A 15,401-nucleotide genomic window follows, 5' to 3' on the forward strand; every position below is an offset into this window, starting at 1 on the left:
CTGGTTCGAGCCCAGCAGGCGGAGCCAAATTCCGAGAGGAGACAGGGGGTTACAGCGATGTAGCCCCTTTTTTTCGTCCGGGGGTCATGCCCCGGCAGCCACCAGTTACCTACAGCAACGGGACCCTATGCTCACAGCCAACCGCCTCGAAAAAATCATGGAGCTCGAACAGGAGCTCCGCGCCGAATACCAGCAGCAGCTGGACGACAAGCAGGTGGCCATCGACGCCGCCCTCGCCGAGAAGGCCGACCTCCAGGCCACCATCGAAAAACAGCTCGAAACGATCAAGGAACTGACCGGCAAGGCCAGCGACACCCAGAAGGTCGAGCAGCGCAACCGCGAACTCCACAACCGCGCCGACAACCTCCAGGGTGAGATCGCCGAACTGAAGCAGCGGCTGAAGGCCCTGCAGAAGGACCTGAACGCGGTCCGCGAGGAGAACAAGGCGCTGAACCAGTTCGATCCGGCGCGCATGAAGAAGAACCTGGATGCGAGCAAGAAGAAGCTGGCCGAGAAGCAGAAGGATAACGAGGGCCTGCAGAAGGCGCTGAAGGAGAGCCGGAAGGAGCAGGCGGCGCTGGAGCAGAAGGTCGCCGAGCTGGAAGCCAAGGCGGCAGCTACCGCAGAGGCCGAAGGTGCTGAGGGGCAGGAGTCGGCGGATCAAGCGGCCTGATGACGGCCCGACAACTCCCGTGACCTTAATAATTTCGTTCTATTTGAATCGTTAGCTCCGGGCTTCGTTGATTCAAGGCAATCCTGCTCTTGGCGTCTCGACGTCCACGCGGAAAACCCGCCCTGACGGATTGTCGAGAATGATCTTGCGGTCATAGCTGTCGGACGCCGTAATCAGCAGCGTACGGCCATCGGGCCCGCCGAGCATGCACGCAGTCGCCTCGGTGGTGCCCATGTCCACTTCATCCGTAATGTCACCACCCCGCAGAACCCGGTAGACCCGATCACGGGTCGCAACCCAGACGGCGCCTTCAGCGTCCAGGGCAATCCCATCGGGCACGGACCCGGGAATGTAAGCGTAGATCGAGGCCGACTGGATCTGGTCATCCTCCGACAGCGCATACTCATGGAGGCATTCACGAGTCGTATCCGCGACGATCATCGAGCGACCATCAGGCGATATGACCATGCCATTGGCGAAACCCATGTCGCGGGTAGCTATCTCGACCTCGCCTGCCGGCGAAACACGCAGGAGGGGACTGTCAGGAGCCTGCGCTAGGGGGATGTCGCCGAAGACATAGTTGATCGAACCCACGAAGCACGTACCACCCACCGTGCGCACCATGTCGTTGATCCGGTAGCTGGCCAACTCGCTGAGGTCTGCAAACTCCTGGTACTCGCCGTCCACAACGCGAAAGAGCTTCCTCGCCTTCCCGGCAGTAATGATCAAGTCATCAGAGTTTTCGTCGGGGAACACCCAACCCGAAATCCGGTCAGGGCTCTCAAGAAACAATTCCTTCGAACCGTCCATCGATAACTTGAAGAGGCGTCCCTCGTCGATACTGCAGCAGTAGAAGCTACCGCGATGCCAGCGCGGGGATTCCGGGAATATAAAGCCCTCGCATAGCAACTGCGGGATGTGTTTTTTCATAAGGAGTATTCCATGGCCGTACGTGTCATCCGTCGCCGGGCAAAACTACAGCAGCGAGGAATGGCTCGCATGGTAAAATGCGACACTAGTTGTAATGGGCCATCACCATGCCGATGTACGCGAGGGCCGCTGCCATCTGGGGTTTCCAGCAACTGGTTACCGAGCTTGGCGGAGACCCCGGGAATGTCTTCCGGCGTGCGGGCGTCGACCCCGCCAGACTGTCACACCCTGACGATCGCCTGCCGCTGACGGACATCCGGCACTTACTGAACTATTCAGCGGAGGAGACCGGCTGTTCTCACTTCGGACTGGAGCTGGGTAGACGCAGGGACCCGGACCAGACCATGGGCATTCTCGGTGAAGCGTTCCAGCGTGCCCGGGACTTCCGCCAGGCGATCGCCTGCCTCTTCGAGCTGTTCCGGCTGCACTCGGAATCCAGTCTCTGGCAGCTGCACGAGGAAAATGGCAAGTGCTACGCGCTCGTATCGTTCCTTCACCAGGAGAACGATCCCAGCACCCAGAGCCAGCAGCTCGTTGTCTCCGTGTTGTGGCGGCTCTTCAATATGGTGACGCGGGGGCGCTGGCATCCACTGATGCTGTCGTTCACCTTCGGTAAGCCGCAGGATCCAGCGCCGCTGAAACGCTATTTCAAGGTGCCCATCGACTTCGATGCAGACTCCTGCGGCATCGTCTTCCATGCACTGGACCTGGACATCCCGGTGGCGCCCGATGCTACCGGCTCCTACAACGAGCTATACAGGACGGCTCAATCGATTGCTCTCTCAAGGCCGCAGACTCTGAGCGAGACCACGCGGGTGCTGGTACGGAAGAACCTCGAGCTCCGCCGCGTCGGGCTCGATTACATCAGCCACTTCTTTCCCTTTGACCGCAGAACGCTCCAGCGGCGACTGAAGCAGGAGCAAACCAGCTACCAGAAGATACTTAACGAGGTGCGCACGAGCATGGCGAAGGACGCTCTGCTGAGTTCCGATATCCCCATGGCGCAGCTATCGCACCGCCTGTGCTTCTGCGATGTCGCCAACTTCATCAAGGCCTTCAAGAGTGAGGAAGGCATGACACCCCGGCAATGGCAACAGCTTCACCGGCAACAGATCAGGACCGCCAGCGTTTCCGGCTAGCTTTCCGCAGCGGGCCAGACTTCATTCAAGGCATGGGCTGCGGATATGGCGCAGGGCCATCCAGCGTAGAAGGCGGCATGCGTGATGATCGCTTCGATGCGAGCGCGCGGAATGCCCAGATTCCTGGCTGCCGAGAAGTGCAGCTTTTGCTCGTCCCTGCGGTTGAGGGCGACCAGCATCGCAGTCGTGCAAAGCTCCCGCTCCTCGACCGACATATCATCCTGCTGCCACAGATCTCCGAACACAAAGCCAAGGGTATAGTCACGAAGCTGGTCCGGTAGGACCGCCCTCTGCCTTTCCCTGGGGCCGAAAAGGGTCTCCGCCAGCGCTTTTCCGCGTTCGATCCGGTCCTTCATCGGCTCTGCTCCCTGGGGTGGCTTCGTGAAATGGGCACGTCGTAAAACGGTCAGCGATAGGGATCAAGCTCGGGGCGGGCCGCCCAGCGACTGGGCTCTACCCCTGATGCCGGGGGCAGTAGCCGGCAGCGCAAGGTACCTATCCTGTCGATCGTGATCTCGACCCGATCACCGGGCGCCAGGAAATCCCCGTTGTCCAGACCCGTGCAGTCCGGAATCGTTCCGAAACCCATCACCGACCCGGGTAGTAGTGGCGCGACGGAATCCAGCGTTGCGATGACCGCCCGGGCATCACGGCTGATCTCCGCCGTCGTGCCTGTGAAGCGCTGTTGACCGTTGACCCAGACCGTAACGGGCAGATCAAAGGGGTTAGCCAGCTCGTCACTTGTCACCAGGCAGGGCCCCAGTTGATTCCCGCAGGCCATGTCCTTGGCCAGGAAGAATCCCTTGCCCAGCTCCGGCGGCTGCACGTCGCGTGCCGATACGTCATTGAAAATGCAGTAGCCCGCGACCGGCTGCTTGTTGTTGCCGTAGACGACAGCCAGCTCCGGCTCGACATCCAGGTACTCGGTGTAGGACGGCCAGGGGATATCCACACCATCGCCAACGATGGAGTTCATATTGCACTTGTAGTGAGGGAGCCGCTCCAGCTGGCCCGCGGGTGGCGTACGAGGTCGCTTGACGCGCTCTTCGAAGATTCTGATCAGTGCTTCGGTCTCTGGGTTGCCGTCCTCGTAGCATCGCCAGGTTCTCACCGAACTCGCCAGGTGCCGGGGTGTCAGCCCGAAATCGAAGAGCGAGGCCACCTCGACGGGTGTATGGAGAGTGACCGACTGCAACGGGAGGAGTATCGAATCCGCAAGCGTGCCTGCGTTTGCTTCGGCCCAGTCCACGATCGTCCTCGCCTGTGCCTCACTGGCCGGCAGGTTACGCAGGTAGTCTGAGCTGTCAGCCAGCAACGTGCCTTCAAGGCCGCTGGCCTCCGCCAGCGGAGCAAAGCCGGCGACCCGATCCCCGACCATGGCACCAAAAACGGGCGCAGGCTCGCCGGAACGGACGGTAAATCGAACGAGCTTCATGGGCGCGGGCTCTCCCTCATCCCGGTGACGCTGTGAAGGCGGTGACGCTGAACCGCCCGCTGAGCCAACTCAAACAGCACCACGGCCGCAAAGTAGGCCACGAGACTCAACTGCAGTCCGAGCGTGAGCGATGCCTCCCCGGTAGACGTCATTAGGAAATCGCTTGCAAGGCCGACGAAGAATGGACCCGCACCGCTTCCGAACACAGCGATGGAGAAAACGACCATCGCGGAAGCAAGCGCCTTCTCGGAGGGGCGCGCCAGGCGCTGCATGGACGTCATCACCGGCGCGATGATCAGGCTGTGCAGGAACAGGGCGGCGCACGCTGTGGCGGCAAACCACTTGCTGCTGTTTGAGGCATAGGCGATCGCGTAGGGGATAACCGCCAGCGCCGCCGACACGCTGCAGACGCGGTAGAGGCTGACACGAAAGCGCTGTTCCGCCAGCGCGCAAAGAGGCCCGCCGAGAACAATACCCGCAAGGTTGCCCAGACCGAGGGCGACACCGAGGTCTAGCCCACCCGCAACGTCGGCACCAAAGCGCCTGGCGAACAGCGAGGGTAACCAGGCGAGATTCGCGAAGCCGGAAAAACCGGCGACGCCGATTGAAAGTGCCAGCAGCGTCAGGCGGCGGTCGCAAAGCACGCTGCGCATCGCGCCTACGGCCATTGCCCGTGTCACCGGCTCCGGCCTGGTGCCTGGTCCCGCCACCCGTATCGTGAAAAGCAGCAACGGCACCAGTATCAAGCCCGGCAGTGCCATCAGGGCAAAGCCGTTTCGCCATCCAAAGGCATTGGCGGCCGCCGCCCCCAGCACCAGGCCCAGGGTCAGGCCCAGGCCCGCGCCACAGGAGTAGACACCCATGGCCAGCGGCAACCGCTCCCTGGAGAAGGTCTGCGAAAGAATGGCGTGGGCCGGCGGCGTACCGCCGGCCTCACCAATGCCCACGCCGATGCGGGTAGCGGCCAGTGACAGGAAACCGGTTGCCCGTCCGCCCAGGAAGGTCATGACACTCCAGAGCGCGACGGACCCGGCGATGACCCTGACATGACCCAGCCGGTCGGCAAGAATGGCCATGGGAAAGCCAACGACCGCATACAGGAGCGAGAAAGCAAAGCCGGTCAGCAACCCCAGCTGGGTATCGGTCAGCAGGAGGTCAGCTTTTATGTGCTCTGCCATGCCGACCACGGCATAGCGGTCCATGAAATTGACCGTGTAGACAACAGTGAGCACCACCAGCACGTAGACGGCATAGGCCCGTTCTTTGGCGCCGGCGTCAGCACGCCCGCCGACACCCAGCTCTGTGGTCTGCACGTCGCTCAAAAGCTGTACACCATGCGAAGACCATAAGTCCTCGGCCGGTTGATGCTGGCGTAGTACAGCTGATCCGCCACCAGCGGCACGACGGCACCAACGTAGCGGTCGTCGGTGAGGTTCTGCGCCCAGAGCTCAAAGGTGAACCCGGGCATTGCCCGCGGCGACAGCCCCAGCCGGGCGTCCAGTTTCTCGAAGCCCTTGTTCCCGTTAAGCGGATCGTTCTCTGGCCGGAAGAATTCCTCTTCCTGCCAGGAGTAGGAGACAAAAGCGCGTACAGTCCCCAGGCTGGCGATATCACGTTCGTAATCCAGGGCCGCAAACATGGAATACTCCGGCGCCTGGTTCAAGCGGTTACCGCTGTAGTCGACTCCTTCATAGGAATAGTCGTCATAGGTTGCATCCAGGTAGCCGAAGTTTGCCACCAGGCTGAGGTTCTCCGTCAGCAGCGCCGTGGCATCGATCTCGATACCGTCGATACTGGCCTGCGCTGCGTTCTGAATGATCAGCTGGCCAACATCGCCGGGAAAGCGAACCTGCAGATCTTCGTAGTCCATGGTGAACGCCGCCACGTTCAACCGCAGCCGATTGTCGAGCAGGTCGGACTTCAGGCCGGCCTCGAACGAATTCACGTACTCGGGGGCAAAACTCGGGGTGTTGCGGGACAGGGAGCTGAACCCGCCGCTCTTGAAGCCCTGCGAATAGGAGACATAGCCCATGACACCGTCGGTGATATCCATACTGAGCGACAGCTCGCCAGTCGGGTCATCCCAGCTATCGGTCAGGTCCTCGTTGGTCTGCATACCGCCGGAGAACACCTGCCGCTCCATGGACTTCTCTTCATAGCTGTAGCGAAGCCCGGCACTGAGCTCATAGCGATCGCCGAAGGCGTAGGTCAGGTGGCTGTAGGCCGCATACGATACCGCCGTGTTCTCCGTATCGGTGTCTGTACTCAGGATCGGGGAATCGCTGTTGGTCAGCAACTCGATCGTCAGAAGATGCCGGGCTTCTTCACGATACCCGAACAAACCGAAGATCCAGTCGACGTTACCGGACGAGTACGTCAGCTGGAACTCCTGGCTGTACTGTTCCGAACTGATGCCCTGGTAGGAGCCGGTGTCGCGAATAATCGCGATCGAGGCCGGGACAAACTCCGGAATCGCGGCGAGGTAGGCGTCGACATTGGTGCCGTCGCTGTCGTAAATCACGTCGAGGTCAAGGTCGCGATAGGCGGTAATCGACTGGAAGCGCCACTGGTCACTCAATTCACCCTGGTAGGTCAATGCCACGCCAGCGGTGTCGCGGGTCAGCTCCGTGCCCTCGAGATCAAGCGCTATGTCATCCACCTCGATGTAACGATTCCCGTCGACGGTGATGTTTTTCAGCCCCGTACCGATCGTGGTGTCGCCAGCGTCGAGAGCCAGGGTCACGACATGACGATCATCCTGCGAGGCGTACTCCAGCACGACGCGCGAGTACCAATCCTCTTCGTAACGCTCGTCAGTTCCCGTGAACGTGTTCTTCAGGTCTCCGCCGAAGTCCTGGTAGTAAAGAGAGGCGCGGCCACTAACGCTGTCGGACAATCCCCCTTCGATCGACCCGTTTACGCGTGTCGTGTCATAATTGCCGATGGTCGCTTCCAGAATCCCGGATACCGTCTGCTGCGGTCGCCTGGTCACGATGTTGATTGCACCTGCGGTCGCGTTCCGCCCATACAGCGTCCCCTGCGGGCCCTTCAGCACCTCAATGCGTTCGATATCCACCATGGCGAACTGCTGACTCTGGGGGCGGCCCAGGTAGACCCCGTCAAGGTAGACAGCCACAGGGTCATCCTGGCCTATGCCGCCTGACTGGCCGGCGATCCCGCGCATGGAGATGACTTCCGTTCCGGAGAACTGGGGTTCACCCACGCTCACGTTCGGGACGGAAGTGCCGAGGTCCGCGAGGCGCACGATACCCAGCTGCTGCAATGCGTCATTGGAGAACGCGGTAATCGCGCCAACGGTCTCCTGCAGGTTCGTCTCACGGCGCTTCGCCAGCACCACCACCTCTTCCAGGGTATTGGCGTACACGGGAGTTGCAACGGCGCCAATCGTGAATGAGCAGGCTGCCAAACCGAAAAAACGCGTCTTCTTGTGTCGGGATTTCATGGTGTCTGTCGCCTCTCGCCTTCTGTATTATGTGGTTTCGCGGTCACGGGTGTTCCACCTTGCGGCTTCCGGCCGCCCGCGGCAGGAAAGCGGGTTGCCTGGCCAGCCGCGGTGGCGGTACAGCGCCACCCGGTGACGTCGTCAATGTAGGCTTCCGGGCAAGGCCATTCATGGCAATTTGCGACAAGTTTGCAGCGGGAGTGCTTCCCGGTTAGCGGGAAGCCCGATGGGTAGGCAAAGCGTAGATCGCGGTGCGGGCGCGCTAAGGCGCACCAGCGTATGACAAAAACCTGGGCGAGAGAGTAGTCGTCAAGTGTCTAAGTACGCTGCTATCGGCTTGCATACTTGGCGGCGCTATCGGCGTGGCCTTGATGGGCTTGGCGATTGCTTGAGCGCTGAGGGTACCAGGATCAGGTGTCGGCGGAACAGGCGGCATGAGCGGGCGGCTAAGTCTTCCAAAATAGGCCGGTAGCTATTGCTGCTACTCCTTATCGATACCCTGATCCTCTTCGATATCCGCGCTTACCAACGCGCGAACTGGAAGCGCGCTTGCAAGACTTGCATGTTCGACCATAGCCGGATCTGAGGGAAGCATCCTTGAACATCTCAATAGGCTTAATCCGGCCACATTTGCCGCACTTCTTGTGTGTGCCCTCCGCTAAGCCTTTACGATCGCGCTCTTCTCGCTCCCCAATGCCGTTCAGCACATCGTTCTTGTATTCTGCTGATTCCAGTTGCTCGAAAGCGGCCTTGAGGCGCTCATCGAGTATGGATATCGGATCCCGCCCGACATTGAAGCGGTTAATCCGAATCATCTTGTAGCCGTAGCCTTCGAGGATCGCTTCGCGCTCGACATCGCTCTCAAGCAAGTAGTGCTGCCAGTTACCGCTATCCACATGGCCGTTCTGCTCAAAGTGATGTTCAAATCCATCGTATTCAACGATGACCTGTTGCAAGAAGTCCTCTGTCCGCAGGCGCAGGAGGAAATCGACCTTAAAGGCCGGGTGGGCATAATTTGGGTCGATACTCCTGAGGTAATCCCCAATAGGAAACTGGGGAATGATTTCCAGATTGCCATGGTTAGCCATGGCAAAGGAGGTCCCCGCCAGCCATTCGAGCACGCGAGCCTCCATCGGAGATTTTGGATCCACTGCGTCGGGCGTCGGCGTCTGCTTGGCGGACTGGAGCATGTGCTCATAATGTTGAAGCACCTCACGAGCCGAACCCTTGAACTCTTTAGTTGGCTTAGAGCAGAGGAAGACCAGCTTCTCTTTCCCGCGACTGAAGGCGACATTGAGACGTTGCACTTTCAGCTTTCCTTCGGCGTCGTCAGCTCCGACTGCCCCCAGGTCAGTCGGGAAGATGTAATTCAATCGGTCATGCTCCCGTGTGGCGACCATCGAATAAAAGATGACATCTCGCTCTTCACCTTGGCAGGTGTCGGCCGTAAAGATAGCTAACTTGAGTCGTTCACGGAACTCCCGTGCTTTTGAATGGTTCATGACCTGTTCGTTAACATAGCGCTGCTGTTCGCGGAACGGGGTGATGACGGCAACGCTCGGGGGCTCTTCCAGCTCCAGCATGGCCTCCAAACGCTCGATAATGACGCCGGCCTCCCACTTGTTGGCATTCCGGATGTCCTCAAAGCGGTCGGGCTCATCGGAAATTACGAACTCCAGTACGTCTTCGATGGGCTTGCCCCGCAACTTCAGAACCTGCAGAGCACCGCCATAGAAGTATTGGGAGCTGAAGCTGATGATCTCCGGATACCCACGGAAATGCTTTCTCAGCATGATCATGAACTGGCTCGTCATTTCGCCAAAGTCCATGACGCTCTTGGTGACATCCAGGTTCTTTAGGCGAGTCTTTAACGCGCTATCGAGCTCAGATTCGAGGCCATCGAACGCTTCGCGGACCTCTTCAAAATAGGCGCCGTTGAGAGCCTTGCTGGCCTGCGCGGCCTTCACGTTGCCGAACTGCTGACGGTCGCCGAACAACACGATTTTGTCACTTCGAAGAATCGCCGGCAGTGCCTGGGCAACCGAGACCTGGGAGGCCTCGTCGATAATCACCAGGTCGAACAGACCTTGCTCAAGCGGCACATAGTTCGCGTAATCCCGCAGTCCGGCGATCATCACGGGGAAGGCCTCGCGCAGGCTCGAGAATTTGTCGACGGGAAACTTGGATTTTGCCCGGATGATGTCGCGCAGGGTCTTCGCGTCATTCTTACGCTCTTCGACGAAGCGCACCACGCGCTCATCGATATGCTTCGTGATGTGCTTTGCGCAGAAGTCCTCGTAATCCCTTTTCAATTTCAGGTAGTCGAGATTGGGCATCTTATCGAACTTGCTGGCTAGCGCCTTCTCGGCATCCCTCAGTTCCATGAATTCCGTCAGCTTCTTCTGCTCGGGTTCCGTCGCGCCAAGCAGGTCCTTCACGGTGACGGGAATGCCGTACTCGGCCAGATGCTCATGATCCAGGCCCAGGTAATCTTCGATCAGGGCCAAATCATCGGACCCCATCGTGACCTGAGCGCCGACACACGCATGCAAAGGCACGTGCGACGCCTCATCAAGAGCGCGGCCTCTCACGATCTCTTTCAGGCGGCGCGGCATATTCGCCGCTTCTAGAAGGTCTTCACCGATCTCGCGAATGTTGCTGACGTCATCCCCCAGTATTTCACTGGCAGTCCGTGTCGCCTGTTTCAGCTGCTGCCGTCTGAAGAGATAGCCAAAGACTGGCTGTCGCATATCGACGACCTCGTGCTGTAGGTCTTTCAGCTGCTCGGCGCGGCCAAGGTCAATGCGCGGCCATTTTAAAACTAGTGCCCGAAGACCCTCTGGAACATCGCCGATGGCAGGACCGAGACGCTGTAGCGTCTTCAGTGCTTCCATGCCCTCCCTTTCAGAGAGGAACCGACCGAAGAAAACTCGGTGCTTGTCCAGAAGGTTGAAAAACCTTGACAGGACATCCACCGCCCCGATGTCGTCATCGGTGAAGTCCTCGGCTTCCGGTACAGCCTCGTAATAGGCGTCTTCGCGAGCGTGGAAGGCGGATACCTCGCGCAGATCGAGCGCTTTGCCTGCCTCGATACGGGCGGAGATGTCCTTGGTCATCTTGTTTCGGAGTGTGTCGAACTCCGAGTTAAACATCCCTTCGGAGGCCTTGAAACTCTGCAGAGCGGTCTTGATCTTCTGGACCGACCCAGACTTCACAATCTGTGCGTAGTTGGCGGAATCCTTACCCAGGCGCAGGACTGGGTTAACGTACTCACCCTCTTCTCCTCGGACGCGCTCAAAGACATCATTGAGCTTGCTTTCCACCACGTCCAAAGCTTCTTTCTTGTCCGAAAGAATAAGGACGTTCTTACCCTCGCGTATTACGTCAAAGGCCAAAGCTGCGAGGCTGTGGGACTTACCGCACCCGGGCGGCCCCTCCACAACGATGATCCGTGAATCTTTGTGATGGACAGCCTGCACCAGCTTGCGCTGTTCTTCGGCAAGCGGTAGCGGGCTTTCGAAGACCAGACGCTCTGGAACGTCGGCGTTCTGCCACTGCGTATCGATCTCTCTTTCAATCGAGATGGGGTTTTTCGACAGGAGGGACTCGACCAAATCCTCAAACGCTTTAAGCAGTGGATTATCTGGATCGAGGCCGGACATGAGCACTTCGTAGTCGTTGACGATGGCTTCATCCGCGTTGTCTGCCAGCGATAGGCTGAGGGCGTTGCTGATGCGGAACTCGTTGCCTTCCGCGTACTGGTTCTCGGGTGACGTGAAGTCCAACTCACCATTGCAGTTCAGGCCCGCCAGAATGCGGTGCAGGGTCTGCTCGATCAAACCGATGAAGGTCGCATCCCCTTCCTGGTGGAAGATCCGCTCGGAAACTGGATTGGGCGTTGTGCGCCCGGTCCGCTTCGTGAGTTCACCCGCGATGTAGTCACAGGCTGGCTTGTTGACGTAAACAAACCCTTGGAACTCCATCTGCACGCTGGCGCCGTCGAGCTCCATATCCAAGGGTATGTAGTACAGCGGGAACTTGTGCTTACCGTAAAGGATTTCCCCCACGTTGAGGTAGATCGTGCTGTTTTCCAGTAGCTGCCGCGAGGCAATCAGCTCCCGAAGGTCTACAAAAAGATCGGCGGCCCCAAAGTGCTCGAAGTAATCGCGCAGCACCAGCTTCACGCGTTCGACATCAGTAAGGTCGTGAACCATCTCTTCGTAAAGGCTGGAATCGTCTTTGACCAGTATGTCCGCCACGGCCAACGGCAGAGACTCGGAGGCTTCGTCTATGAGTCGGTCCACGATTTCGTCCGCGTAGGCCGCCAACTGGCGCTCACTGGCATCATCGTTGGCGTCAGAGCCGAAAATCGGTTCCAGCAGCTGGATCAGCGGGCTGACCACAACGCGTTGAAGGCCTGATTCCAAAGCACGCTGCGCGTCAAGCGTGGCTTGGTCGAGATTCATCGTGGCCCTGTGTTTGTTCAGCAATACTGTTGGCACCGCGAGCGCAGAATTGCGCAGTTCCTTGGTGTCAGTCTTGTCGATCGCGCTCTCGATGCCGGCCTGCACACCTCGGCTAAGGTCTCCGCGGTATTTCCCGGGCGTCACTGTCACGCTCGCCGACTGCTGGGTCAGCTTTCTCGCAATCAGGGCATGGAACTGGCTAAAGCGCTCCAGCCGCACACCGATTCGGCTGTTTTTTTGGTCACGTAGGGCGTAGCGCCGCTTCGGCGTGCGGACCTTCTTGAAATCCGTCTCTAGAAACTCTTTGTAATAGGCGGCAAGGGTGGACATAGCCTTGCCGATAGGCGACGCAGAGCGCGCACTTTCAGGGGCGAGTTCTTCAACTGCGGGGTCTACTTCGAGTGTCATCCTGTTATCCAAGCCCGGCCGGTCGTCGACCCCCTAACTTTACAGCAGCAGTCTAGCAGGGCTCGAGCCAGACCTTGAGATCGATCTACCGTGATGAAGAAAAACGGGCGCTAACGCCTCTCCGTTAGTACGATACTCTTACTGGCGTCGGAGGGTGGCATGCTTCGCTGCCCTTCGTTGCCACTCCCACGGAGGCACGGGGTCAGGCTCCTGTCAAAACCTCAGACTGGCCTCGCGAGCTTTCCGCTGTGCCAGTTCGAGAACACGCTCGGCCTTGGCACATCGTCAACCGGGGCGGAAGATCTTGGCATCGGCCGCTTGACGGTCTCGACGGATCCGGCGGGCAGTAGAGCATCGCCTCCGCCGAGTGCGTCGGGTACGTCGAGTCGCAAGCAGGACATGGCCGGACTGCCACGCTCTCCCCAGCACGCCAGAAAACCAGTATCCCAGATTTCCAGGCGGCCCAGACCCACGGCCCGGGGAGGACGCCACGGGGGGCACCGCGGGAAACTGGCAAGCTGGTTTTCTGGGACGCTGGGCCGCTGGTCGCCCTGCCCTCGCCCCGGCGTATCGCCGAATTCGCCTACATCGCTTGAAGGAACCACTAGGCTCCAGTCTCAACCAATACGTTGCTCGGTGCCGACGCAGCGAGAGCCCCTTGCCAACCGGAATCCAGGATGGTGAAACTTGGGGGACTTTGATCTCGGCATGGATCTGGGAGCCCTTATGTTCGCTAAGCAATCCCGCACCAAGGCCCGCCCCATCGCTGTCATCGATACGGAGACGACCGGCGTCTACTGGACCGCACATGACCGCATTATTGAGCTTGGCATCGTGCTCATCTCTCCAGAGGGCGAGATTATCGAGACCTACGAGACGCTGGTTAACCCCGAGCGAGACTTAGGACCCACACACATTCACGGAATTGACGCCGAAGCCTGCATCGTAGCACCACGATTCAAAGACATTGCTGGTGATATCTTAGAGCTCCTGCGGCCCGCTGGGGCCATTGCAGGACACAACGTGGTCTTCGATGCACGCTTTCTGTGTGCAGAGTACGAACGGCTCGGGGTGCCACTACGCCGAAACGTTCAGACTCTGTGCACGTATCAGCTGACACGCCTCTCACTCCACAACGCATGCGAACAATACGGCATTTGCTTTGCAGGCAGTGAGCACAGTGCCATGGCTGACGCTCGCGCAACGGCGGACTTGGTGCGCCTGTTAGCAGCAGAAGGCGTCGTTGACCTTGCCGCTTATCGCACACCGCTCGAATTCCCCCCATGCGACTCCCTTCACACCGCGACTGTCACTCGCCCGCTGGCGCAAAAGAAAGTGGACGTGCGATCTGGGTTTTTGGCTGACCTCACTGACCGCGTGCTCTACGACATCAACTCAACCGATGATGTCGCCCTCGAGTATCTCTCCCTCCTCCGACGGGTATTAGAGGACCGGGTACTCGACGGTGACGAGCGAAATTTACTACTGTCATACATCGATGAAAAGCAGATCCCTGAAAAGCAGCTGCGAGACCTTCACCAGCTGTATCTCGATGCAATGGCCGTCGAGGCTTGGACCGATGGCATCCTCACAGACAATGAGATGAAGGATCTCCGCCGTATGGCCCGCCTGCTCGATCTTGAGCCAGTCTCAGTGGATCAGGCCATTGCACGAGCGCAGCAGGCACCGCCCCAAGCGTCCTCACCCAAAAGCTCGACCGGAACCTTGTCGGGGGCCAGTGTATGCTTCACGGGTGCCATTATCTCTTCGCTCAACGGTGAGGTAATCACGCGAAAGTTAGCCACCGAGCTTGCAGAAAATGCTGGGCTCGTCGTAAAGAATGGTGTGACCAAGAAGCTCGATATGCTTATCGTCGCCGACCCCGACACGCAGAGCGGCAAGGCGAAAAAAGCCCGGGAATACGGAACGCGAATAGTGGCAGAACGGGACTTCTGGCCCATGATTGGGGTCGCAGTGACTTAAATTTCTTGTCTAATGGCGATCGGTCAGTGCAGGGGACGCTGAACCGCATGGCCTTCGAGATAGACCATCTGCTCCACCATCAGCGCGTCGATGTCACAGAGATCACAGGCAACCGCTTGGATGCCTGGCTGGCGGATACCCCCTGGGGCATCAAGGGCCGCGGCTGTGTGTTGCCCAAAAAGGTGATGTTGGGAGTATTTTCGGCCCCCTATAACTCTCTCGGGGCAACTATACGACTCTCTTAGAGCTCCACAGATACGCTTTCGGTAATTCGTACTTTGCCCGGCCAAGGCACTATGGCATTTATCTTCTTTTCTTTCCCAGCGAGGGAAGCCCTCCGGAAAAGAATCGAGCCGTCACGCCATCGTCTTTGCTCGCGCCTCTTACCAAACGAGTACCGTTCACGATTGAATTCAAATCGGCTATGACGCCTTGGATAGTTCTCAACTCAGACTCTGATATAGCTTCATAGTCCGCCTCGACAATCTCGCTAGTCGCTCGCCTAAGGCCTCTAACATGCCTGCTTACGCCAGGATTGCCTGGCCCGCTTTCAACTCTCCTTGGCGGCTTCCATTGGCGAAAATCAGGATTCTTGGAGAAAAAGTCTTTTGCGTACTCAAGCTTCCTTGGCTGAGAATATCTACTCCTAAAGACCTTCTCCTTTTCGTCAAAGTTGTGAGGTACGGCGCGCTTCATCCACTGAATAAGCCGATCCGCATTATTCCCTTTCGACCTCAAAGCGGCTTTGACGACAAGGTTTGCAGGCGCCACTTGGCCACTTTCAAAAACGCACCGAACAGCTTCTTGCGAGCATTCGCAAAGATTGCGGGCTGGTATTGTTGCCCCGGCTTTGAGGGCTTGTCGTAGACTTTTTAAATCGGTCACTTCCGGCTCCCGATCGCTG

The 15,401-nt window shown here is 58.8% G+C and carries 10 protein-coding genes; 4 read left to right on the top strand and 6 right to left on the bottom strand.

From position 1 onward, the window contains the following. The first annotated feature begins 127 nt into the window (after window positions 1–127). A complete protein-coding gene (locus RKE50_RS03295) occupies window positions 128–673 on the top strand; it encodes a hypothetical protein (protein ID WP_350034401.1) in 546 nt (181 codons plus the stop codon). A gap of 72 nt (window positions 674–745) precedes the next feature. Here RKE50_RS03295 and RKE50_RS03300 read toward each other — a convergent pair whose 3' ends face one another. Beyond that, window positions 746–1,603 (bottom strand): SMP-30/gluconolactonase/LRE family protein, encoded by an 858-nt coding sequence (locus RKE50_RS03300; RefSeq protein ID WP_350034403.1) that lies wholly within the window; start codon window positions 1,601–1,603, stop codon window positions 746–748. A 107-nt stretch (window positions 1,604–1,710) separates the two neighbouring features. Here RKE50_RS03300 and RKE50_RS03305 point away from each other — a divergent pair, with 107 nt between their 5' ends. Beyond that, window positions 1,711–2,742: an AraC family transcriptional regulator gene (locus RKE50_RS03305; protein ID WP_350034405.1), complete on the top strand. Its 1,032-nt coding sequence runs from the start codon at window positions 1,711–1,713 to the stop codon at window positions 2,740–2,742. On the opposite strand, the gene RKE50_RS03310 is transcribed toward RKE50_RS03305, so the two are convergent. From RKE50_RS03310 to RKE50_RS03330, 5 genes are all read right to left on the bottom strand, one after another. After that, window positions 2,739–3,098, bottom strand: coding sequence for a carboxymuconolactone decarboxylase family protein (locus RKE50_RS03310; RefSeq protein WP_350034406.1), 360 nt, complete (start codon window positions 3,096–3,098; stop codon window positions 2,739–2,741). The genes RKE50_RS03305 and RKE50_RS03310 overlap by 4 nt on opposite strands. A gap of 50 nt (window positions 3,099–3,148) precedes the next feature. Beyond that, window positions 3,149–4,177, bottom strand: coding sequence for a fumarylacetoacetate hydrolase family protein (locus RKE50_RS03315; protein WP_350034408.1), 1,029 nt, complete (start codon window positions 4,175–4,177; stop codon window positions 3,149–3,151). Continuing rightward, window positions 4,174–5,490 (bottom strand): MFS transporter, encoded by a 1,317-nt coding sequence (locus tag RKE50_RS03320; RefSeq protein ID WP_350034440.1) that lies wholly within the window; start codon window positions 5,488–5,490, stop codon window positions 4,174–4,176. Before RKE50_RS03320 ends, RKE50_RS03315 begins: the two co-directional genes overlap by 4 nt. A gap of 5 nt (window positions 5,491–5,495) precedes the next feature. Then, window positions 5,496–7,640 (bottom strand): TonB-dependent receptor, encoded by a 2,145-nt coding sequence (locus tag RKE50_RS03325; RefSeq protein ID WP_350034410.1) that lies wholly within the window; start codon window positions 7,638–7,640, stop codon window positions 5,496–5,498. Between the two features lie 488 nt (window positions 7,641–8,128). Then, window positions 8,129–12,514, bottom strand: a complete 4,386-nt coding sequence (locus tag RKE50_RS03330; RefSeq protein WP_350034412.1) for an AAA domain-containing protein — start codon at window positions 12,512–12,514, stop codon at window positions 8,129–8,131. Window positions 12,515–13,201: 687 nt separating this feature from the next. Between RKE50_RS03330 and RKE50_RS03335 the strand changes: the two genes are divergently transcribed. Continuing rightward, entirely contained in the window at window positions 13,202–14,497 is a 1,296-nt protein-coding gene (locus tag RKE50_RS03335) for an exonuclease domain-containing protein (RefSeq protein WP_350034414.1), read from the top strand. A 47-nt stretch (window positions 14,498–14,544) separates the two neighbouring features. Beyond that, window positions 14,545–14,742, top strand: a complete 198-nt coding sequence (locus RKE50_RS18565) for a hypothetical protein (RefSeq protein ID WP_502937866.1) — start codon at window positions 14,545–14,547, stop codon at window positions 14,740–14,742. Window positions 14,743–15,401 lie beyond the last annotated feature (659 nt).

It is taken from the genome of Pseudohaliea sp., from assembly GCF_040217025.1.
Taxonomy (GTDB): Bacteria; Pseudomonadota; Gammaproteobacteria; order Pseudomonadales; family Halieaceae; genus Pseudohaliea.

Coding starts and splice junctions, on each gene's coding strand:
- RKE50_RS03295 (WP_350034401.1), top strand. CDS start 128: ATGCTCACAGCCAACCGCCTCGAAAAAATCATGGAGCTCGAACAGGAG.
- RKE50_RS03300 (WP_350034403.1), bottom strand. CDS start 1,603: ATGAAAAAACACATCCCGCAGTTGCTATGCGAGGGCTTTATATTCCCG.
- RKE50_RS03305 (WP_350034405.1), top strand. CDS start 1,711: ATGCCGATGTACGCGAGGGCCGCTGCCATCTGGGGTTTCCAGCAACTG.
- RKE50_RS03310 (WP_350034406.1), bottom strand. CDS start 3,098: ATGAAGGACCGGATCGAACGCGGAAAAGCGCTGGCGGAGACCCTTTTC.
- RKE50_RS03315 (WP_350034408.1), bottom strand. CDS start 4,177: ATGAAGCTCGTTCGATTTACCGTCCGTTCCGGCGAGCCTGCGCCCGTT.
- RKE50_RS03325 (WP_350034410.1), bottom strand. CDS start 7,640: ATGAAATCCCGACACAAGAAGACGCGTTTTTTCGGTTTGGCAGCCTGC.
- RKE50_RS03330 (WP_350034412.1), bottom strand. CDS start 12,514: ATGACACTCGAAGTAGACCCCGCAGTTGAAGAACTCGCCCCTGAAAGT.
- RKE50_RS18565 (WP_502937866.1), top strand. CDS start 14,545: ATGGCCTTCGAGATAGACCATCTGCTCCACCATCAGCGCGTCGATGTC.